At 72.6% G+C, this 21,699-nt stretch carries 16 protein-coding genes and 2 tRNA genes; 11 read left to right on the top strand and 7 right to left on the bottom strand.

The window, feature by feature from the left end:
* Positions 1-324: 324 nt before the first annotated feature.
* The 3 genes from DRB89_RS33735 to ppc all read left to right on the top strand — a co-directional run bounded on the left by DRB89_RS33735 (position 325) and on the right by ppc (position 5,462).
* The gene (locus tag DRB89_RS33735; protein ID WP_112463543.1) at positions 325-1,440 is read left to right on the top strand and encodes an LLM class flavin-dependent oxidoreductase; all 1,116 of its coding nucleotides are present in this window, start codon (positions 325-327) and stop codon (positions 1,438-1,440) included.
* On the top strand, positions 1,437-2,456 hold the full coding sequence (locus DRB89_RS33730) for an ATP-binding cassette domain-containing protein (protein WP_343234651.1): 1,020 nt from the start codon (positions 1,437-1,439) through the stop codon (positions 2,454-2,456). Before DRB89_RS33735 ends, DRB89_RS33730 begins: the two co-directional genes overlap by 4 nt.
* A gap of 282 nt (positions 2,457-2,738) precedes the next feature.
* Positions 2,739-5,462: a phosphoenolpyruvate carboxylase gene (ppc, locus tag DRB89_RS33725; RefSeq protein ID WP_112454071.1), complete on the top strand. Its 2,724-nt coding sequence runs from the start codon at positions 2,739-2,741 to the stop codon at positions 5,460-5,462.
* Positions 5,463-5,522: 60 nt separating this feature from the next.
* Here the strand turns inward: ppc and pth are convergent, their stop codons facing one another.
* The 6 genes from pth to DRB89_RS33695 form a co-directional block, all read right to left on the bottom strand.
* Complete coding sequence (gene pth, locus DRB89_RS33720; RefSeq protein ID WP_112451979.1) at positions 5,523-6,113, bottom strand: aminoacyl-tRNA hydrolase; 591 nt, start codon at positions 6,111-6,113, stop codon at positions 5,523-5,525.
* A gap of 91 nt (positions 6,114-6,204) precedes the next feature.
* Complete coding sequence (locus tag DRB89_RS33715; RefSeq protein WP_204357887.1) at positions 6,205-6,786, bottom strand: 50S ribosomal protein L25/general stress protein Ctc; 582 nt, start codon at positions 6,784-6,786, stop codon at positions 6,205-6,207.
* Positions 6,787-6,995: 209 nt separating this feature from the next.
* Positions 6,996-7,973 (bottom strand): ribose-phosphate diphosphokinase, encoded by a 978-nt coding sequence (locus DRB89_RS33710; protein ID WP_112451977.1) that lies wholly within the window; start codon positions 7,971-7,973, stop codon positions 6,996-6,998.
* Positions 7,974-8,106: 133 nt separating this feature from the next.
* Positions 8,107-9,555 carry a bifunctional UDP-N-acetylglucosamine diphosphorylase/glucosamine-1-phosphate N-acetyltransferase GlmU gene (glmU, locus tag DRB89_RS33705; RefSeq protein ID WP_112451976.1) on the bottom strand — a complete coding sequence of 483 codons (1,449 nt, stop codon included), beginning with the start codon at positions 9,553-9,555 and terminating at the stop codon, positions 8,107-8,109.
* Positions 9,556-9,665: 110 nt separating this feature from the next.
* Positions 9,666-9,737: transfer RNA gene (locus DRB89_RS33700), tRNA-Gln, on the bottom strand.
* 23 nt (positions 9,738-9,760) lie between these two features.
* On the bottom strand, positions 9,761-10,651 hold the full coding sequence (locus DRB89_RS33695; RefSeq protein ID WP_112454069.1) for a hypothetical protein: 891 nt from the start codon (positions 10,649-10,651) through the stop codon (positions 9,761-9,763).
* A 140-nt stretch (positions 10,652-10,791) separates the two neighbouring features.
* Between DRB89_RS33695 and DRB89_RS33690 the strand changes: the two genes are divergently transcribed.
* The 3 genes from DRB89_RS33690 (at position 10,792) to DRB89_RS33680 (ending at position 14,190) form a co-directional block, all read left to right on the top strand.
* Complete coding sequence (locus DRB89_RS33690; protein WP_204358164.1) at positions 10,792-12,099, top strand: histidine kinase; 1,308 nt, start codon at positions 10,792-10,794, stop codon at positions 12,097-12,099.
* 61 nt (positions 12,100-12,160) lie between these two features.
* Positions 12,161-12,802: a response regulator transcription factor gene (locus DRB89_RS33685; RefSeq protein WP_112463908.1), complete on the top strand. Its 642-nt coding sequence runs from the start codon at positions 12,161-12,163 to the stop codon at positions 12,800-12,802.
* Between the two features lie 854 nt (positions 12,803-13,656).
* Positions 13,657-14,190 carry a phospholipase gene (locus DRB89_RS33680; protein ID WP_112451959.1) on the top strand — a complete coding sequence of 178 codons (534 nt, stop codon included), beginning with the start codon at positions 13,657-13,659 and terminating at the stop codon, positions 14,188-14,190.
* Between the two features lie 103 nt (positions 14,191-14,293).
* Here DRB89_RS33680 and DRB89_RS33675 read toward each other — a convergent pair.
* Positions 14,294-14,366: transfer RNA gene (locus DRB89_RS33675), tRNA-Arg, on the bottom strand.
* 332 nt (positions 14,367-14,698) lie between these two features.
* Between DRB89_RS33675 and DRB89_RS33670 the strand changes: the two genes are divergently transcribed.
* The 5 genes from DRB89_RS33670 to DRB89_RS33650 all read left to right on the top strand — a co-directional run bounded on the left by DRB89_RS33670 (position 14,699) and on the right by DRB89_RS33650 (position 21,687).
* A complete protein-coding gene (locus DRB89_RS33670; protein ID WP_112451958.1) occupies positions 14,699-16,315 on the top strand; it encodes a dynamin family protein in 1,617 nt (538 codons plus the stop codon).
* A gap of 4 nt (positions 16,316-16,319) precedes the next feature.
* The gene (locus DRB89_RS33665) at positions 16,320-18,146 is read left to right on the top strand and encodes a YfjP family GTPase (RefSeq protein WP_112451957.1); all 1,827 of its coding nucleotides are present in this window, start codon (positions 16,320-16,322) and stop codon (positions 18,144-18,146) included.
* 137 nt (positions 18,147-18,283) lie between these two features.
* On the top strand, positions 18,284-18,691 hold the full coding sequence (locus DRB89_RS33660; RefSeq protein WP_112451956.1) for a single-stranded DNA-binding protein: 408 nt from the start codon (positions 18,284-18,286) through the stop codon (positions 18,689-18,691).
* Between the two features lie 68 nt (positions 18,692-18,759).
* Entirely contained in the window at positions 18,760-20,172 is a 1,413-nt protein-coding gene (locus DRB89_RS33655; RefSeq protein WP_239516463.1) for a thioester domain-containing protein, read from the top strand.
* Between the two features lie 9 nt (positions 20,173-20,181).
* A complete protein-coding gene (locus DRB89_RS33650) occupies positions 20,182-21,687 on the top strand; it encodes a bifunctional phosphatase PAP2/diacylglycerol kinase family protein (RefSeq protein ID WP_112463542.1) in 1,506 nt (501 codons plus the stop codon).
* Positions 21,688-21,699 lie beyond the last annotated feature (12 nt).

The raw sequence follows: 21,699 nt of genomic DNA, 5'->3' as shown, positions 1-21,699 counted from the left end.
TCCAACATCCGGACCGTGCTTGTCGATACCCACCGCACACCGACAGGATGCGCCCATGGCCCCCGTACTCACCTCGCGCCGTCACGTGGATCTGCCGCGCGTGTCGACCATGCTCTGTCGGGCCGCCGCCTTCCGTACGCACGGCTGTTGATCCTCCGATCCGCCGTTCCTGACTCCGTACGGACGATTCCGCGCCCGGCTCCACGCTGACTCCCGCGGTCCCCTCCCCCCTCGCGTTCGCCCGCCCGTCCTCCTGCCTTCCGTGACACGTGCCACCCCCTGTGCGGTGGTCCGCGTCATGCTGCCCCGACGAGGTCTCCTCCCATGCCACAACGACCGCTCCTGCTCCACTGGTTCCTGCCCACCGGCGGGGACGGCCGCGACCCCGGCGGGGTCACCGCGGTCCAGGGCCGCAGCAGCCGGGCCACCCGCCGGCCCGCCGACGTCCCGTACCTCGCCCAGGTCGCGCGCGCCGCCGAACAGGCCGGATTCCACTCGCTGCTGACCCCGGTGGGCCTCGGCTGCGTCGACCCGTGGATCCTGACGGCCGCCCTCGCGCAGCACACCACCCGCATCGGCTTCCTCGTGGCGTTCCGCGCGGGGTTCGCGAGCCCGACGCTTATCGCCCAACAGGCCGACGCCTTCCGCCGGTTCGCGGGCGGACGGCTCGCCCTGAACGTGGTGACGGGCGGAGACCCGGCCGAACAGCGCGCCTACGGCGACCAGCTGGCACACGACGACCGCTACGCCCGGACCGGCGAGGTGATGGCGGTGCTACGGGACCTCCTGGACGGCAAGGCCGTCGACCACGAGGGCGCCCACCTCCGCATCGAGGGGGCCGCGCTCACAAATCCCGAGTTGCGGCACCCGGTCCCGCTGTACTTCGGCGGGGCCTCGCCCGCTGCCGAGGAGGTCGCCGCGCGGCACGCCGACGTACAACTGCTCTGGGGCGAGCCGCCGTCGGCCGTGGCCACGCGCGTCGCCAGGCTGCGCGCGCGGGCGGAGGCGGCGGGACGGCAGGTGCGCTCCGGGCTGCGGCTGCACGTCATCAGCCGGGACACGGCCGCCGAGGCCTGGGCGGAGGCCGACCGGATCCTCGCCGGGCTCGATCCGGCGGCGGTGCGGGCGAGCCAGGCGCGGTTCGCCGCGATGGACTCCACCGGCCAGGCCCGGATGACGGCCCTGCACGGCGGGATCGCGGACGCCGCGCGCCTGACGGTCTCGCCGAACCTGTGGGCGGGCATCGGGCTGGTCCGCGAGGGCGCGGGGACGGCGCTCGTCGGCTCGCACGAGGAGGTGGCCGCGCGGCTGGCGGAGTACCGGGCCCTGGGCATCGACGAGTTCGTCCTGTCGGGGTACCCGCACCTCGAAGAGGCGTACCGGGTCGGCGAAGAGGTCGCACCGCGCCTGCGTGCCCTGATCGGGGAGACGGCCCCGTGACCGCGCTCACCACCACGCCCGGGACCGGGACCGGGACCGGGAAGCCCGCCGCACTGCCGGCCGGACCGGCCCCGTCGGAGGCACCGAAGTGGCTGCGCGAGGCGCTCCGCTGGGGCGCGCTGCGCCTGGTGGCCCTGGCCGTGCTGCTCGCGGCCTGGCAGGCGGCGGTGGCCGCCGAGCTGTGGCCGAGGGTGCTGGTGCCCTCTCCGGGCGAGGTCTGGCGGCAGTTCGCCCTTGCCTCCACCACCCACGACGGGGTGCGCGGGTACGGCGGCCACCTGCTGGTCGAGCATCTGGGCGTGAGCTTGCGCCGGATCGGCACGGGCTCCGCGTACGCGGTGCTCGTCGGGGTCCCGCTCGGCCTGCTGATCGGCTCGGTCCGCTGCGGCAAGACCACCCTGCTGCGCGTGATCGCGGGCTTCGCCCGCCCCGCCGCGGGCAGCGCCCTGGTGCGGGGCGCCGCCCCGCGCCCGGGGCGGGGTGCGGGGGTGGTGTTCCAGCAGCCGCGGCTGTTCCCCTGGCGTACGGTCGGCGGGAACCTCGGCTTCGCGCTGGCCCGCCACAACGTCCGGCGAGCCGAACGGCCGCGAAGGACAGCCGAGTTGCTGGAGCGGGTGGGTCTCGCGGGGATGGCCGGGCGCCGCACGTGGGAGCTGTCCGGCGGCCAGCAGCAGCGGGTGGCGCTCGCCCGCGCCCTGGCGGCCGAGCCCCAACTCCTCTTGATGGACGAGCCGTTCGCGGCCCTGGACGCGCTGACCCGGGAGCGCCTCCAGGAGGAGGTCCGCGCCTTGGCCGGGCGGCTCGGGACGACGGTGCTGTTCGTGACGCACTCCGTCGAGGAGGCGGTGCTGCTGGGCTCCCGCGTGCTGGTGATGGCGGCGGGACCGGGCCGGGTGGTGGAGGACCTCACGGTCCCGCTCCCCCGCGATCCGGACACGGACGTAACGGCGTTGCGCGCCTCCCCGGAGTTCGCCAGGCTGCGCGGCCACCTCACGGAGGCGCTGCGCCCGGACTGACGGCAATCGGCGGGCGGGGGGTTACGGGCGGCCGGGGCACGAGGACGGGCCACCTATCCTGGTCACGTCGGACAGCGCGGTCCGCACGGGCAGCCCGAGCTGCGCACCTGCGGGAATCCCTCCCCGGGCACCCCACCCGGCGAAAGCCGGAGAAGGACCCCGGAAGGCCTCCCCTCCCGCGCGCAAACCGGAGCCCACCTCCCAGTAGCGCTCGAAACACTGCAAGGAGCCGCACCTGTGAGCAGTGCCGACCAGGCCCACTCGACCAACACCGACGCCGCGATCACCGCCGGCGCCGCCGCCAACGCCGAACTGCGCGCGGACATCCGCCGCCTCGGCGACCTCCTCGGCGAGACCCTCGTACGCCAGGAAGGCCAGGACCTCCTCGACCTGGTCGAACGCGTCCGTGCCCTCACCCGCACCGACGGCATCGCGGCAGCCGCGCTGCTCGGCGACACCGACCTGGAGACCGCCGCCAAGCTCGTGCGCGCCTTCTCCACCTACTTCCACCTCGCCAACGTCACCGAGCAGGTGCACCGCGGCAAGGAGCTCCGCGCCCACCGCGCGGCCGAAGGCGGCCTCCTGGCCCGCACCGCCGACATGCTCAAGGACGCCGACCCCGAACACCTGCGCGAGACGGTCAAGAACCTCAACGTCCGCCCCGTCTTCACCGCACACCCCACCGAGGCCGCCCGCCGCAGCGTCCTCAACAAGCTCCGCCGCATCGCGGCCCTCCTCGAAGAGCCCGTCGCCGGCGCCGGCGAACGCCGCCGCCACGACCTGCGCCTCGCCGAGAACATCGACCTCGTCTGGCAGACCGACGAGCTGCGCGTGGTCCGCCCCGAACCCGCCGACGAGGCCCGCAACGCCATCTACTACCTCGACGAGCTGCACGCAGGCGCCGTCGGCGACGTCCTCGAGGACCTCGCCGCCGAACTCCAGCGCGTCGGCATCGAGATCCCGGCCGGCACCCGCCCCCTCACCTTCGGCACCTGGATCGGCGGCGACCGCGACGGCAACCCCAACGTCACCCCCGACGTCACCCGGGACGTGCTGATCCTCCAGCACGAGCACGGCATCACCGACGCCCTCGAACTCATCGACTTCCTGCGCGGACTGCTGTCGAACTCCATCCGCTACACCGGCGCCACCGAGGAGCTCCTCACCTCCCTCCAGGCCGACCTGGAGCGCCTCCCCGAAATCAGCCCGCGCTACAAGCGGCTGAACGCCGAGGAGCCCTACCGCCTCAAGGCCACCTGCGTGCGCCAAAAGCTCGTCAACACCCGCGCACGCCTCGCCAAGGGCACCCCCCACGAGGAAGGCCGCGACTACCTCGGCACCGCCGAGCTGCTCACCGACCTCACCCTCATCCAGACCTCCCTGCGCGAACACCGCGGCGCCCTCTTCGCCGACGGCCGCATGGACCGCACCATCCGCACCCTGGCCGCCTTCGGCCTCCAGCTCGCCACCATGGACGTACGCGAACACGCCGACGCCCACCACCACGCGCTGGGGCAGCTCTTCGACCGCCTCGGCGAGGAGTCCTGGCGCTACGCCGACATGCCCCGCGACTACCGCGGCAAGCTGCTCGCCAAGGAGCTCCGCTCCCGGCGCCCGCTGGCGCCCACCCCGGCCCCGCTCGACGCCGCCGGACAGAAGACCCTCGGCGTCTTCGGCGCCATCAAGGACGCCTTCGAGAAGTTCGGCCCCGAAGTCATCGAGTCCTACATCATCTCGATGTGCCAGGGCGCCGACGACGTCTTCGCCGCCGCCGTCCTCGCCCGCGAGGCCGGCCTCATCGACCTCCACGGCGGCTGGGCCAAGATCGGCATCGTCCCGCTCCTGGAGACCACCGACGAGCTCAAGGCCGCCGACGTCATCCTCGACGAGATGCTCGCCGACCCCTCCTACCGGCGCCTCGTCTCCCTGCGCGGCGACGTCCAGGAGGTCATGCTCGGCTACTCCGACTCCTCCAAGTTCGGCGGCATCACCACCAGCCAGTGGGAGATCCACCGCGCCCAGCGCCGACTGCGCGACGTCGCCCACCGCTACGGCGTCCGCCTGCGCCTCTTCCACGGCCGCGGCGGCACCGTCGGCCGCGGCGGCGGCCCCTCGCACGACGCGATCCTCGCGCAGCCCTGGGGCACCCTCGAAGGCGAGATCAAGGTCACCGAGCAGGGCGAGGTCATCTCCGACAAGTACCTCGTCCCCTCCCTGGCCCGCGAGAACCTGGAGCTGACCGTCGCAGCCACCCTCCAGGCCTCCGCCCTGCACACCGCCCCGCGCCAGTCCGACGAGGACCTCGCCCGCTGGGACGCGGCCATGGACACCGTCTCCGACGCCGCGCACGACGCGTACCGCGCCCTCGTCGAGGACCCCGACCTGCCCGCGTACTTCTTCGCCGCCACCCCCGTCGACCAGCTCGCCGACCTGCACCTGGGCTCGCGCCCCTCGCGCCGCCCCGACTCCGGCGCCGGCCTCGACGGCCTGCGCGCCATCCCGTGGGTCTTCGGCTGGACCCAGTCCCGCCAGATCGTCCCCGGCTGGTACGGCGTCGGCTCGGGCCTCAAGGCCCTGCGCGAGGCCGGCCAGGGCGACGCCCTGACCGAGATGGGCGAGCGCTGGCACTTCTTCCGCAACTTCCTGTCCAACGTCGAGATGACGCTGGCCAAGACCGACCTGCGGATCGCCCGCCACTACGTCGACACCCTCGTACCCGAAGAGCTCAAGCACGTCTTCGCCCGCATCGAAGCCGAACACGAGCTCACCGTCCGCGAGGTCCTGCGCATCACCGGCGGCGAGAAGCTCCTGGACTCCAACCCGGTCCTCCAGCAGACCTTCTCCGTCCGCGACGCCTACCTGGACCCGATCTCCTACCTCCAGGTGTCCCTCCTGGCCCGCCAGCGGGCCGCCGCCGAACGCGGCGAGGAAGCCGACCCGATCCTCTCCCGGGCCCTCCTCCTCACCGTCAACGGCGTCGCCGCGGGCCTGCGCAACACCGGCTGAGACCACACGCACGAGGGGCCCGTACACCCACCGGTGTACGGGCCCCTCACGCATCCGCGCCTAACTGTTGTACGTGGACTGCGCCCGCTCCAGACCCTCCTGGACCAGACACTCCACCGCGTCCGCCGACCGGTCCACGAACCAGTCCAACTCCTTGCGCTCCGTCGAGGAGAAGTCCTTCAGCACGAAGTCCGCGACCTGCATCCGGCCGGGCGGCCGCCCGATGCCGCAGCGCACCCGGTGGTAGTCCGGCCCCATCGACTTCGTCATCGACTTCAGACCGTTGTGGCCGTTGTCCCCGCCGCCCAGCTTCAGCCGCAGCGTCGGATAGTCGATGTCCAGCTCGTCGTGGACCGCCACGATCCGCTCCGGCGGCACCTTGTAGAAGTCCCGCAGCGCCGTCACCGGACCACCGGACAGGTTCATGAACGACAGCGGCTTCGCCAGCACCACCCGCCGGTTCGCCGGCCCCGGCGGACCCATGCGGCCCTCCAGCACCTGCGCACGGGCCTTGTGCGCCTTGAACTTCCCGCCCATCCGCTCCGCCAGCAGGTCCGCCACCATGAAACCGATGTTGTGGCGGTTGCCCGCGTACTCCGCACCCGGATTCCCGAGGCCCACGATCAGCCAGGGCGCCGCGTCGTCCGACATCAAAAGCTCCTTATACGAAGACGACCGCCGTCCCGCTCCAGTGGAGCCGGACGGCGGTCGTTCAGCAAGTGCTGAGAGAGGGGGGTGAGGCTCAGGCCTCGGTGCCCGCGGCGTCGGCGGCCGGCTCCTCGCCCTGCGCACCGATGACCTGCAGGACGGCGATGTCGCCGTCGACGGCCAGGGTGGTGCCCGCCGGGAGGACCAGGTCCTTGGCGGTGATGGTGGCACCGGCCTCCAGGCCCGCGATCGAGACGGTGACCTCGGTCGGGATGTGCGTGGCCTCGGCCTCGACGGAGATGGTGTTCTGGAGGGTCTCCAGCATGTTGCCGCCCGGGGCCAGCTCGCCCTCGGTGACGATCGCGACGTCGACGGTGACCTTCTCGCCCTTCTTGACGATCAGGAAGTCGACGTGGGAGATCGAACGCTTCAGCGGGTGCTTCTGCACGGCCTTCGGGATGACCAGCTCGGTGCCGCCGCCCGCGATGTCCAGGGAGAGCAGGACGTTCGGGGTGCGGAGCGCCAGCTGCAGGGCGTGGGCGTCGACGTTGACGTGCTTCGGCTCGGTGCCGTGGCCGTAGATGACCGCGGGGGTCAGGGCGTCACGACGGGCCTGGCGGGCAGAGCCCTTGCCGAAGGACTCGCGGACCTGCGCGGCAAGCTTGATCTCGGACATGCTCACTCCTCGTGGGGTGACGGAAATGGACGACAGTCACCCGGCCGGAACACGGCCTGCTACGAAGAGCGCGTCGATAACGGAGCATCCGCACCCGTGAAAAACAGGTACGGCCTCCCTCGCCGAGCAACTCAAGGAGTGTACCCGGCGGGAAGGCCGTACCCAAAAAGGATCTAGCGCAGTGCGGACGTGCCTGCCGCCCTACTGCCCTACTGCTGCTCTTCGAAGAGACTGGTGACCGAGCCGTCCTCGAAGACCTCGCGCACCGCGCGCGCGATCATCGGGGCGATCGACAGCACCGTGATCTTGTCGAGCTCCAGGTCGGACGGGTCCGGCAGGGTGTTCGTGAACACGAACTCGCTGACCTTGGAGTTCTTCAGGCGGTCCGCCGCCGGGCCCGACAGGATGCCGTGCGTGGCCGTCACGATGACGTCCTCCGCGCCGTGCGCGAAGAGCGCGTCGGCGGCGGCGCAGATCGTGCCACCCGTGTCGATCATGTCGTCGACCAGGACGCAGACGCGGCCCTTGACCTCACCGACGACCTCGTGGACGGTCACCTGGTTGGCGACGTCCTTGTCACGGCGCTTGTGGACGATAGCCAGCGGCGCGTCCAGACGGTCGCACCAGCGGTCGGCGACGCGAACGCGGCCGGCGTCCGGGGAGACGATCGTCAGCTTGGAGCGGTCGACCTTGGCACCGACGTAGTCCGCGAGGACCGACAGGGCCGAAAGGTGGTCGACCGGGCCGTCGAAGAAACCCTGGATCTGGTCCGTGTGCAGGTCCACCGTCAGGATGCGGTCGGCACCCGCGGTCTTCAGCAGGTCCGCGACCAGACGGGCCGAGATCGGCTCGCGGCCCTTGTGCTTCTTGTCCTGACGGGCGTACCCGTAGGACGGGACGATCACGGTGATGGAGCGTGCCGACGCGCGCTTGAGCGCGTCGATCATGATCAGCTGCTCCATGATCCACTTGTTGATCGGAGCCGTGTGGCTCTGGATCAGGAAGCAGTCCGCGCCACGAGCAGACTCCTGGAAACGGACGTAGATCTCGCCGTTCGCGAAGTCGAAAGCCTTGGTCGGCACGAGGCCGACACCGAGCTGGTGCGCGACCTCCTCGGCCAGCTCGGGGTGGGCGCGGCCGGAGAAGAGCATCAGCTTCTTCTCGCCGGTCGTCTTGATCCCGGTCACAGCACTGTCTCCTCAGACGTGGGAAAGCTGCTCGCCCCCATGTGCGTCCGTCCCGCACACGGTGAGCCAGCCGAATTGCGTGCACCTATCACGGTACGCCGTCTCGGGCGTAGCCGTTTCCGGTCAGTTCACCTCAGCGTTCGCCGGAGTCCTCGCGGACCGCCGACTGAGCCGCCGTGGCAGCGGCACTTCCCGGACGCTTGCGGGCCACCCAGCCCTCGATATTCCGCTGCTGGCCACGGGCCACGGCCAGCGCACCGGGCGGCACATCCTTCGTGATCACGGACCCGGCGGCCGTGTAGGCGCCGTCCCCGATGGTGACGGGAGCCACAAACATGTTGTCCGAACCCGTCTTGCAGTGTGAGCCGACGGTCGTGTGGTGCTTGTGCTCACCGTCGTAGTTGACGAACACGCTGGCCGCGCCGATGTTCGTGTACTCGCCGATCGTCGCGTCGCCGACGTACGAGAGGTGCGGGACCTTGGTGCCCTCGCCGATCGTCGCGTTCTTCATCTCCACGTACGTGCCGGCCTTGGCCTTCGCGCCCAGGTTCGTGCCCGGACGCAGGTACGCGAACGGACCGACGGTCGCCGACTCGCCGACCACCGCGCCGTCCGCCACCGTGTTGTCCACCCGGGCCCGCGGACCCACGTGCGTGTCCTTCAGACGGGTGTTGGGGCCGACCTCGGCCTCCTCACCGACGTGCGTGGTGCCGAGCAGCTGGGTGCCGGGGTGCACGATCGCGTCCTGGCCGAAAGTCACCGTCACATCGACGAGCGTGCTCGCCGGGTCGACGATCGTCACGCCGGCGAGCATGGCGCGCTCCAGCAGGCGCGCGTTCAGCAGCGCACGGGCCTCCGCGAGCTGGACCCGGTTGTTGATCCCGAGGATCTGCCGGTGGTCCGCGCCCACGGCCGCGCCCACGCGGTGGCCGGCCTCGCGCAGGATGCCGAGCACGTCGGTGAGGTACTCCTCGCCCTGGCTGTTGTCCGTGCGGACCTTGCCGAGGGCGTCGGAGAGCAGGGCGCCGTCGAAGGCGAACACCCCGGAGTTGATCTCGCGGATCGCGCGCTGGGCGTCGGTGGCGTCCTTGTGCTCGACGATCGCGGTGACCGCGCCGGTGTCCGCGTCGCGGACGATGCGGCCGTAGCCGGTGGAGTCGGGCACCTCGGCGGTCAGCACGGTGACGGCGTTGCCGTCGGCCTCGTGCGTCGCCGTCAGCGCGGCCAGCGTCTCGCCGGTCAGCAGCGGGGTGTCGCCGCAGACGACGACCACGGTCCCGGCCGGCCGGTCGCCGAGCTCTTCGAGGGCCATCCGGACGGCGTGCCCGGTGCCGTTCTGCTCGTACTGGACCGCGGTGCGGACGTCGGCGTCGACGGTGGCGAGGTGCGCGGTGACCTGCTCGCGGGCGTGGCCGACGACGACGACGAGGTGCGCGGGGTCCAGTTCGCGGGAGGCGGCGACGACGTGACCGACGAGCGAGCGCCCGCTGATCTCGTGGAGAACCTTGGGTGTGGCCGACTTCATGCGGGTGCCTTCACCCGCTGCGAGTACGACGACGGCTGCCGGGCGGTTGGCGCTCACGGGTGTGCCCTTCGGCTTCGGGTGGTGGACCCGTGAAGGATACCGGGGCGTTTGGGGCCCTAAACGAGGTAGGGCCCTGACCATCGCGGTCAGGGCCCCGGCTCGCAGCGCTCCCCTGCCAGGACTCGAACCCGGACATAGGACTCCAAAGGTCCCAGTGCTGCCGATTACACCACAGGGGACTACATTTCGACCAAGTCGGACATTACGCCCTCCTGGTCGACTCAACGGCTCCTACTATGCCGCACCATGCGCCCTCGATGCGACGATAAAGATCGGAGCCCTTGAGGACGCGCACGGTGAGGCAACCCCGGTACGTGTCGCCCGTGTTCTTACGGTTCGTGAGGGGGGTGTGCCGTTTGAGCGTGGTTTTGCCGAAGTGGGACGCGTCGAGCCCCACGGTGTCGATCCAGTACTGCTCCGCGTTGGCGACGTCGGTGGTTTCGTGGATCTGTAGCGTGAACCGCAGCCGGTCGTCCGTCACTTCCAGGAGGCGCAGCCACGCGAGGAACGTCTTGATCATGCCGGCGTCGCTGTTCGTGAAGCTGATCTGCGGGTGCGGCTGGTGGGGCTTGGTCTTGCCCCCCTCGGCCCAGTAGAGGCCGACACCGATGATGAACAGTTCCCGCCCGGTGAGGGCTCCGATCTCTTTCCGTGCTGCGCTGCGAGTCTCCTCGTACTCGGCCTTTCGGCGTTCGTGAGCCTCCCTGAGGCCTTGCCGTGCCCGAGTCATGTCGGTGCCCGGTGCCCGGTGCTTGCGTTCCGGTTTCGGGAGGTCGCGGACCCAGAGGGAGATCGAGCTCTTCGAGCAGCCCAGCTCGACCTGGATCTCGTCGTACGTCATGCCCTGCACGCGGAGTTCGCGGGCGCGGTCGCGGAGGTCGTCCTTCGCGTTCGGGCGCTTCGTCCACTCGGGTGGCGGCTCGCCCTTCACCAGGCCGTTGAGGATGTTGTTGTTGTGGATGCCCAGGCGGTCGCGGATCTGCCGCAGGCTGAGGCCCTCGCGGCGCAGGGCTATCGCCTGTTCGCGGAGGGATTCGTAGGTCGCGGTTCCGGTACGGAGGCCGCCGGTGCCGTCGCCGGGGCGGCGTTTCATTTCGGTCATGTCGCCAATGTCTTCCGGAATGCGGGATTCCTGTCCCGATGCGTGGACGATTCAGTCGTACGTGCGATTACCGTTGGTTTGCCGGAATTTCGGTCGCCTCTGTGCTGGGGGCTCTGCGTACGCTGGACCGCATGACCAGTACGGGGGATGTGGAAGGCCGCGCTGGGCCTTTGTGGTGGGCGCGGCGGCGGGATGCCGTGGAGGACGTGGTGATCGGCGGGGTGTCCGCCGTCGAGTGCGCTTGGGAGGGCGTCGGGTTCGCGCACGAGGCGGGGATCCCGGTACCCGCGGGAGTGCTGTTCGGGTTCGTGGTGGGGACCACGCTCACGCTGCGGCGGCGCTGGCCGATCGCCGTGGTGCTGGTCGGGATCGCCGTGTCGCCCGCCGTGATGGGGTTCCTGCTCGGGGTGGTCGCGCTGTACACGCTCGCCACCTCCGAGGTGCCCCGGCGGATCACGGCGACCCTGACGTCGATGTCGATGGCCGCGACCTTCGTGGTGATGTACATGCTGACCCGCAAGGACGCGGAGGCCGGGAGCACGCTCGTCGTGCTGCTGTCCGTGTTCGTGGCGGTGGCGCTGACCGTGCCGCCGGTGCTGTTCGGGCTGTACATAGGGGCCCGCCGGCGGCTCATGGAGAGCCTGCAGGAGCGTGCGGACTCGCTGGAGCGGGAGCTGTCGCTGCTCGCGGACCGGGCGGAGGAGCGGGCGGAGTGGGCCCGTAAGGAAGAGCGGACCCGGATCGCCCGGGAGATGCACGACGTGGTGGCCCACCGGGTGTCGCTGATGGTGGTGCACGCGGCGGCCCTGCAGGCGATCGCGTTGAAGGACCCGGCGAAGGCGGTGAAGAACGCCGCGCTGGTGGGGGACATGGGCCGGCAGGCGTTGACGGAGCTCCGGGAGATGCTCGGGGTGCTGCGGGCCGAGGCGCCGAAGCGCAGGGCGGCGGCCGTTCCGGTACCGGTGGCGCTGGGCCTGGTGGGCGGCTTCGAGGAGGGGCCGACGCTGGCGGAGCTGGAGGCGCTGGTCGGGCAGTCGCGGGCGGCCGGGATGGTGGTGGAGCTCGATGTGCGGGGGGTGGGGGACCCGTACGCGGCGGAGGTGGAGCAGACGGCGTACCGGGTGGTGCAGGAGGCGCTGACCAACTGCCACAAGCACGCTCCGGGCGCGCGGGTCGTCGTACGGCTGGCGCACCGGGAGGGTGAGTTCGCGATGCAGGTGGAGAACGGTCCCTGTGACGGCAAGGCGGCCGAGCCGGGGCTGCCGAGCGGCGGCAACGGGCTGGTCGGGATGCGGGAGCGGGTGCTCGGCCTGGGCGGGGTGTTCGTGTCCGGGCCGACGGACGGGGGCGTTTGTACAACTCGCAGAGCCCAAGGGATCCAGTCCCCGTCCCCGTCCGAGTCCCCCTCGCCCACCCCATCCGGGAGCACACGTGAATGACCCGCAGCGGTCCGACCGGGCCGACAGCGTCGTACGGGTCCTGCTCGCCGACGACGAGCAGATGATCCGGGCCGGCGTCCGGATGATCCTCAAGCACGCCGACGGCATCGACGTGGTCGCCGAAGCCGCCGACGGGGCCCAGGCCGTGGAGCTCGCCGCGCGGCACCACCCCGACGTGGTCCTCCTCGACATCCGGATGCCCGTCCTCGACGGCCTCGCCGCCATCGGACCGCTCACCGCGCTGGACCCGGCGCCGCAGGTCGTCGTCCTCACCACCTTCGGCGACGAGGAGAACGTGCTGCGCGCGCTCGCGGCCGGGGCCACGGGCTTCCTGCTGAAGGACGAGGGCCCCGACGAACTGATCAGCGCCGTACGGTCGGCCGCGAGCGGTGACGCCGTCCTGTCGCCCGGGGTCACCGGCACCGTCATCCGCCGGATGCTGCAGGGCGGCGGCGCAGGCGGCGGGCGCCCCGCCGCCCCGGCCGGTCCCGACGCGCGGATCGCCGCGCTCACCGAGCGGGAGCGGGACGTACTCGCCCTGCTCGGCGCGGGCCTCGCCAATCTGGAGATCGGCCGCCGGCTCGGCATCGGCATCGGAACGGTCAAGACGCACGTCGGCTCCATCCTGGAGAAGACCGGCTGCGCGGGACGGGTCCAAGCCGCCCTCCTCGCCCACCAGACGGGCCTCGCGGCCGGGGAGTGACACCGGGCGCGACGCCCGACGGCAGCGCCGGGTTCGGCCGAAGGATGCAGGTCAGGCGGGTAGATCGGACTCAAGTCGCATACAAGATCGGGGACCTGAGGGCGACGACGACGAGGCGGGCGCGCGCGGAGGATGGAGGCATGTTCCCCACAGACCCGCGCAATGCCCTCGCCCACAAAGCCCAACTCGTCATGACCGCCCTCGCCGTCGTCCTGCTCGGTGTCGCGTTCGCCGTCTTCCGGCACGCCGGTCTTCGGAGACGCCGTCAACAAACCCCACCGAAGCGCCACCGCCCAGAACTTCGAGGAACACCGCCGCCAACCACGCACCCGCCGCCGACCGCCGCGGGCCGGCCGCCGCGGACGAGTCGGCGCTCGACGCGAGGACCGCCTCCGAGGGCGGGCATGCGCCCACCCGTCGGCACCACGAGCTCACCGCCAAGGCGGTGCGAGGCAGTTCGGCCGCCCAGTGCTGTGACCGGAAAGGTCCACCGGATCGCGGCGCCCGGCACGGCACCTCGCCGCGTTGTCGGACCACGGCGGTACGTCCAGTGCGAGGCGTGGCCCTCCGCCCGGGGGCCCCTCCCGGCGGTAGCTGGGGGAGAGGCACCGCACCGGACACCGCGACCCGGCAAACCTTTCCGGCCACAGCACTAGGCACTCGGGACGAACCGGGTCCTGCTGCCTGGCCAGAGGGTGGAAACGAGAGACGGTGCCCTGATCGGCCCGGCCGACTGAACACGCTGGACGCGATCAACACCCGGTAGCGCCCGCTGCCTTCCAGCCCTGGCCCGCCATCAGTCGGGCACGTGCGCAGCTCCGGTACCCGGGGTGACGTGCGTCGTTAGAAGGTGCGTGCGCAGCCGCCCCAGCCGAACCGCGACCCCTGCCCAGGCCCCCGCGAGAGCCGCCCGGGCCGCGCCGCCCGAAGCCACTGCGGCCCGCACCCTCACCACGGCTCTCACCCTCACGCTCGCCCTCGCCCTCGCGCCGTCCGGGGCCGCGGCAGCGGCCCCGGAGGTCCCGGCCGACAAGCCGCAGGTGCTGAGCGTCTGGACCCAGGGGACCGGCGCCAGCTACGAGTCCTGGACGGCGGCGCGCGCGAACCGGGACGCCTGGCAGTCGTACGGCTTCGACTGGTCGACGGACTACTGCACGACCTCCCCGGACAACCCCTTCGGCTTCCCCTTCCGCACGGCGTGCGCCCGCCACGACTTCGGCTACCGCAACTACAAGGCGGCGGGGGAGTTCGCGGCCGCCAAGAACCGGCTGGACGACATGTTCCACGCTGACCTGAAGCGGGTCTGCGCCCGTTACTCGGGTGCGAAGAAGGCTTCCTGCGACGGCACCGCGTGGACTTACCACCAGGCGGTCAAGGCCTTCGAGTAACCGCCGCACGTGCTTACGCCACCGCTACGGCAGGCTCGCTAAGGTGCCCTGACCTGCACGAAAGCCCTCCGCAAGCGGAGGGCTCGATGTGGTGGGAAAAGAGTGCCCCCGGCAGGACTCGAACCTGCGGCCAAGTGCTTAGAAGGCACCTGCTCTATCCACTGAGCTACGGGGGCCGGAAGGTGGCCGTGGTGGCCTGGAGCCCCTGGGTGGGGGTGGGACTGTGGTCCGTGCCGGGTCAAGGATAGGGCTCCGGTTGCCTTGTCCCGGTTGCTTCACTCGCGTGCCACGATGTGGAGGTTCGGTGAAGCGGTCCCGATAATCGCAGGCAGGTGCGATTCTCGCACCGCTTTTGCGCCGTGGCGCCCTGGGTGTTGTGCACTCGTTATGCCTGCGCCCCACTCGTCCGCTGTGTCCAGGATGTCCCAGTGGAGTAGCGGTCGGCGCGCAGAGGACGTATAAGCTTCAAAAATGGTCCCAAATTGGGCATTCTTCGCATGTGGTGACCTTGGATGTTCGGCCTCAGCTGCTCGATGCCCTGTCCGCCCTGCGCGACCGGGTCGCGTCCGTGCGTCTGCCGCTGCCCCTGCCCGGCGCCCCCCGCGCCCGCCAAACCAGAGCCGAGCTGCTCGCGCAGCTCGACGACTACCTCGTACCCCGGCTGAAGGCGCCGGAGGCGCCGCTGCTCGCCGTCGTCGGCGGGTCCACCGGAGCCGGTAAGTCCACCCTCGTCAACTCCCTCGTAGGGCGCCAAGTGAGTGAGGCCGGGGTACTCCGGCCCACGACACGCACCCCCGTGCTTGTCTGCCATCCGGATGATCATCACTGGTTCGCCGGGGTGAGGGTGCTGCCCGACCTGATGCGCGTCTGGGTTCCGCAGGGCGAGGAAGACGCCCTGCCGGCAGCCCGCAGAACCCCCCACAGACCACCGCAGCCCCACGGGCACACCGCCCGCGAAGTACGCATCGAGACCGTCTCCACCCTGCCCCGCGGTCTCGCCATCCTCGACGCCCCCGACATCGACTCCCTCGTCGTCGACAACCGGACGCTCGCCGCCGAACTCATCTGCGCCGCCGACGTCTGGGTCATGGTCACCACCGCATCGCGGTACGCGGACGCCGTGCCCTGGCACCTCCTGCGCACCGCCAAGCAGTACAAGGCCACCCTGATCACCGTCCTCGACCGGGTGCCGCACCAGGTGCTCGCCGAGGTCTCCCGGCAGTACGGGGCCCTGCTCACACGGGCCGGGCTGGGCGACGTACCCCGGTTCACCGTCCCCGAGCTGCCCGAATCGGCCGGCGGAGGCGGGCTCCTGCCCGCCAGCGCCGTCGCGCCGCTCTTCGCCTGGCTCGCCCACCACGCGCAGGATCCGGCCGCCCGGCAGTACGCCGTCGGACGCACCGCGCTCGGCGCGCTCGACTCCCTCGGGCGCCGGATGCCGGAGCTCGCCTCGGCCGTCGCGGCCCAGCACGCTGCCGCCGTACGGCTGACTTCCGCCGTCGAAGACGCCTACAAGAGGGAGGGCAAGAGGGTCCGCAACCGGCTCGACCGCGGCGCGGTGCTCGCCGGGGACGCGCTGACCCGCTGGCGCGGCTACCCCCTCGACACCAGCGCCGACGAACTCCTCGACTCCCTCGCGGAATCCCTCGCCGCGCTGCTCCAGTGCGCCGTGGCCGCCGCCGACGAACGGATCGCCGAGGCCTGGCGGCGCGAGCCGGCCGCGGGCGCCGTCGCACTGCCCGCCCCCGACCGGGAGGCGGCGGAACGTATCGGCATGGCGGTACGGCGCTGGCGGCGCGTGCTGGAGGAACTCGCCGAGGACGAGGTGGCGCGGCTCGAGAAGCAGCCCGCGCCCGACCCCGACGGGGTGGCCGCCCTGCTGGTCGCCGCCCTCCTCGGAGGCAAGCGGGCCCGCCCGGCGGGGGAGAAGCTCGCCGAGCGGATCGGGGTACAGGCCGCCGTACGCCTGCGCGACCGGGGCGGCGAGCTCGTCGGCGAACACCTCGACCAGGTGCTGCGCGCCGAACGCGACCGCCGCCTCGCCCCGATCGAGGCACTCGAAGTGAGCCCCGAACCCCAGGCCGAGCTGATCGCCGCCCTGTCCCTACTGCAGAAGGAGAGGTGATGAGGTGACTGCCCTGACCGACCGCACCGACGACCGCTGGGACGACGGACTCATCGCACGCTCGCGTCCCCGGGTCACCGACGACGACTGGCCCGCGACCGGCGACGACGAGGGTGACGAGGCGCTCGTACGGGCGGTTTCCGGCGCCGGGAGCGATGGGGGCAAGGCGCCCGCACCTCCGCTCAGTCCCGAGGCGCAGGCGCTGCGCGTCCGCCTCGACGCGCTGCGCCAGCTCATCGGGCTTTCCCGGACCAGGATCCTCGACGGCAAGACCCTCGCCGAAGCCGGACGGGTCCTCGACGAGGCCGCCGCACGGCGCGGGCTCTCCGCGCAGCACACGGTCGTCGCCATCGCGGGCGCCACCGGAAGCGGCAAGTCCACCCTCTTCAACTCGCTCGCCGGAGTGCAGATCTCCGAAACCGGGCTGCGCAGGCCGACGACCGCCGCACCCATCGCCTGCAGCTGGTCCGACGGCGCGGCCGGCCTCCTCGACCGCCTCGAGATCCCCGGACGCCTGCGCCGCCGCCCCCGTGAGACCTCGGAGGCGGAAGCGCTGCGCGGAATGGTCCTCGTCGATCTGCCCGACCTGGACTCGGCGGTCGGCGCGCACCGCGACCACGTGGACCGGGTGCTGGCGCTGGTCGATGCCGTGGTGTGGGTGGTGGACCCGGAGAAGTACGCGGACGCGGTGCTGCACGAGCGGTACCTGCGGCCGCTGGCCGGGCACGCGGAGGTGACCTTCGTCGTGCTGAACCAGGTGGACCGGCTGCCCGGCGAGGCCGCCGACCTCGTACTGGACGATCTGCGCAGGCTCCTCGACGACGACGGGATCGCCCTCGGCGAGCACGGCGAACCCGGCGCCACCGTCCTCGGGATCTCCGCTCTTACGGGTGAAGGAGTCGGGGAACTGCGCGAGCTCCTCGGACAGTTCACCCAGGAGAAGGGAGCCGCCACCCGGCGGATCTCCGCGGACGTGGACAAGGCCGCCACCCGCCTGCGGCCGCTCTACGTCGCCGACGGCCACCCCGGCCCGGAAATCGGGGAGACGGCGCGCGCCGAGTTCGAGGACCGGCTCGCCGAGGCGGTCGGCGCGTATGCGGCCGGGCTGGCCGCCGAGCGCGCCTGGCGGCGCAACGCCGGAAAGGCGTGCGGGACCCCGTGGCTGCGCCTGTGGCGCTGGTACGAGAGCCGGCGCGCCCCGCGCTCGCTGGCCGGCCTCGCCGCCCTGGCGGCGATCGGACGCTCCGCGACGGCCTCCGAGCTGCCGGTCGAGGAGGAGGTGACGGCCCGTCAGCGGGTGGAACAGGCCGTGCGGACCGTCGCCGACGAGGCGGTACGCGGCCTGCCCGACCCGTGGGCGCAGGCCGTACGGGAGACCGCGGTGCGCGGAGCGGAGGGGCTCCCGGAGGCGCTCGACGAGATCGCGGTGACGCTGGGCGCGGCGGTCGCGGTGCCCAGCGTCAAGCCCCCGCGACCCTCCTGGTGGCCTGCGGCGGTCCTCGCGCAGGCGGCCATGACGCTCCTGCAGATCTACGGCGGGCTCTGGCTGGTCGGACAGATCGCCGGAGTCCTGGAACCGAAGCTGATGCCGCCGGTGCTCCTGATGGTGGCGGGCATCATCGGCGGACCGCTCGTGGAGTGGGCCTGCTCGATCGGGGCCCGGGGCCCGGCACGGCGCTACGGGCAGGACGCGGAGCGGCGGCTGCGGCAGGCTGCGGCCGGCTGCGGGCGGGCGCGGGTGCTGGAGCCGGTGGCGGCCGAGCTGCTGCGCTACCGGGAGGTGCGCGAGCAGTACGCGACGGTGGCGAAGTTGTCCACAACCCGTCAGTAATCCACAGGCTCCGGCGGATTCCGGCGGACCGGGCCAGCATGGTCGTACCTCGTGCGGATGGTCCGGACGGGTACGGAATGCGGGTCGGGCGGGCGCTTCGCCGAGCGGGCGGCCGCGGCCCCGGGAGGACGGCCGGGATGAACGACACCCAGGTGACGCTGGTGGGCTACGTGGCCACCCAGATCGACTACAAGGAGACGCCGAGCGGCCCCGCGGCCCGGTTCCGCTTCGCGGTGACCCCGAGGTACTTCGACCGGAAGAAGGAGGCCTGGGCGGACGCGCCCACCAGCTTCTACACGGTGTGGGCCCGGCGCGGCCTCGCCGTGAACCTCGCCGGATCCGTTTCCGTCGGCGAACCGCTGGTGGTCCACGGGCGGCTGCGGGTGCGCGAGGACCCGCCCGACGGGGAGGGGAACAGGTGGTTCTCCGCGCAGATCGACGCGACGGCCATCGGACACGACCTCAACCGCGGTACGGCGGCCTTCCGGCGGGTCGTCAGAACGGACACCCCGCTGATGGGCACTCAGAAGGCGGCGGTGGTCTGAGTGTTCGAAGAGGCTAGGATTCCCCGGTACTCACGGGCACCTGGGCCTTCGGCCCGAAGGGGAAGACTGTGTCGATTGCCGTTCCCGCATCCTCCGCTCCTGCTCCCGCTCCTGTTCGCGCTCCTGTTCCTGTCCCGGCTCCGGCTCCTGTTCGCGCTGTTGCTCCTGCCACCGCTCCTCAGGCCGATCCGGTCGATCCGGTCGCGGCTCCTGCCGTCGCGCCGGCCCCCGGTCCGGCCCCCGGTCCGGCCCCCGGTCCGGCCACCGGTCCTGCCGCCGCGGCCCCACGGGGCTCCGCGCGGCGCCCGCTCGCGGTCGCGCTGCTCGCCGCCGCGCTGGCGGCGGCGCCGGCCGCCGGGGCCGCCGCCGACGGCGGCCCCGGCGCACCCCGGACCCCGGAGGGCGCGAGCGCCGTGCTCGACGGGCTGAAGACCTACGGGCAGGCGGTCCTGCGCGGCGCGGACGGCTCGGTGCGGCAGATCCCCGCCGGGCTGTACGAGATGCGGGTCGACGGGGGCGGGATGCTCCAGACCTACGGGGTCGGCGTCGCGGGCAACGCGCAGCCCCAGACCCGCTACACGGAGAGCGGGTGGAGCGGTACGCCGCTCGCCGGCAACGGCGAGGCGGCCCGGATCCGCTGGGTCCTGGAGCACTCCTACCCCCAGCTGAACGATCTGGCCGGGCTCGCCAAGGCGGCCGGGGCCGCCGCGCTCACCGCGGAGAGCGCGGCGGCCGGCACCCAGGTGGCCATCTGGCGGCTGGCCGACGGCGTGCGCGTGGAGGCCGCCGACCCGCAGGCGGAGAAGCTGGCGGACTACCTCATGCGGGAAGCCGGCCGGCTGCCGGAGCCGCCGGCCTCGCTGGCGGTGGACCCGGGCGAGGTGTCGGGACCGCTGGGCACCCGGATCGGGCCGGTCACCGTGCGGACGAGCGCGCAGAGCGTGAGCGTGACCCCGGACGCCGCGGCCGTGGCCATGGGGGTGCGGGTGGTGGACGCCGAGGGGCGGCCCGTCACCGCCGCCGCCAACGGGAGCAAGCTGTTCTTCGAGGTGCCGGCGGGGACGCCGGACGGCACGGCCTCGGTCACCGTCCACGGCTCCACCCGGGTACCGGTCGGGCGGGTCTTCACCAGCGGGATCCCGGCGCAGGTCCACATCGTCGCCGGGTCCAGCCAGTCCGCCGCCGTGGCCACGGCGACGGCGCGGTGGCCGCAGGCTCCCGACGTACGGCCGGCCGGTGCGGTGGAGGCGGGCACGGCCGTCACCACGCTCGGCGCGGTGTCCGCACCCGCCTCCGCGGCGGGCCCGGACACCTCGGAGGAGCGGCTGGCCTCCAGCGGCAGCTCCGCGGCCACCCCGGTGATCGCCTCCCTGGCGGTGGGCCTGGTGGTCCTGGGCGGACTGGTCGTCCTGCTCCTGCGCAAGCGCCCCCTGGAGGACGGGCCCGGCCAGGGTCCGATTCCGGGGGAGGATCGCGGGTAGAGGCAGGAAATGGCTGATCAAGAGTTGACCTGGCGGGGTGCGGTCGCGCGGGGCGACCGGTGGCTGTTCGACGTGGTGGCCCGCCGGCACTGGCCGGGGGCCGACCGGGTGCTGCCGCGGCTCGGGCGGGCCGCGAACCACGGGGTGCTGTGGGGCGGGACCGCCGCGGCCCTCGCCGTCTTCGGCTCGGCCGGGGCCCGCAAGGCCGCCGTACGCGGACTCGCCTCGCTGGCGCTGGCCTCCGCGACCATCAACACCGTCGGCAAGTGGTCGGTGCGCCGGCCGCGCCCGATGCTGGACGGGGTGCCCGCCGGGCGCCGGCTCGCCACGCAGCCGCAGACCACGTCCTTCCCCTCGGGGCATTCGGCGTCCGCGTTCGCCTTCGCTGCTGGCGTGGCCCTGGAGTCCCCGGGCTGGGGCGCCGCGCTGGCCCCGGTGGCCGCCTCCGTCGCCTTCTCCCGGGTGTACACCGGGGTCCACTACCCCTCCGACGTGCTCGCCGGGGGGGCGCTCGGGGTGGCGGCGGGACTCGTCGTACGCCGCCTCACGCGGGACGTCGAGGAGGCCCGGATCGTGCCGGGCGACGAGCGGACGGCCTCCACCGCGCCGGCGCTGCCCGACGGCGCCGGGCTCACGGTCGTGGTCAACTCCGGCTCGGGCTCGGCCGCCGCGGCGGGGCTCGACACGGTGCGGGAGCGGCTGCCCAAGGCCGAGTTCGTCGAGTGCGGCGGGCCCGAACTCGTCGCCGAACTGGCCAGGGCGGCCGACCGTTCCACCGTGCTCGGCGTGTGCGGCGGCGACGGCACGATCAACGCGGCCGCCACCGCCGCGTTGCGCGCCGGGATCCCGCTGGCGGTGTTCCCCGGCGGCACGCTCAACCACTTCGCGCTGGACCTCGGCCTCGCCGGCACCGAAGACACCTGCCGGGCCGTGGCGGCCGGGCACGCGGTCCACATCGGAATCGGCCGCTTCACCCCGGGCCCGGACCCCGAGGACCCGAGGGCCGGCTACTTCCTGAACAACTTCAGCATCGGGGCCTACCCGGAGCTGCTGGGCCACCGGCTCCGCTGGGCGCCCCGGATCGGCGGCGGTCCCGCCGCCCTGCTGGCGGCCTGGCGGGTCCTGCGCGCGCAGCGCCCCGTACGCCTCACGCTCGCCGGACGCCCGCGCAGCGTCTGGCTGCTCTTCGCGGGCAACGGCACCTACCGGGGCACGGGCCCGGCGCCCCGCTACCGCGAGAGCCTGGGGGAGGGCCTGCTCGACGTCCGGCTCGTCCACGGCGGCGGCCGCCCCGGCCCCCGCCTGCTCGCCGCCGCCCTCGCGGGCCCGCTGACCCGCTCGCCGGTCCACGCCGCCACCCGGCTGCGGAGCCTGCGTGTCGGCGACATCCCGGCCGGCACCCCGCTCGCCTACGACGGGGAGTACGCGTACGCCCCGGCCGCCCTCGTCCTGGAGGAGCTCCCGGACGCCCTCACGGGGGACCTGGCCCTTACCCACATCTCATCTTACCGATGATCCTCTCTGCCT

The sequence above is a fragment of the Streptomyces sp. ICC4 genome (genome assembly GCF_003287915.1).
GTDB classification, from domain to species: domain Bacteria; phylum Actinomycetota; class Actinomycetes; order Streptomycetales; family Streptomycetaceae; genus Streptomyces; species Streptomyces tritrimontium.
This window is presented reverse-complemented; position numbering and strand designations above follow the sequence as displayed.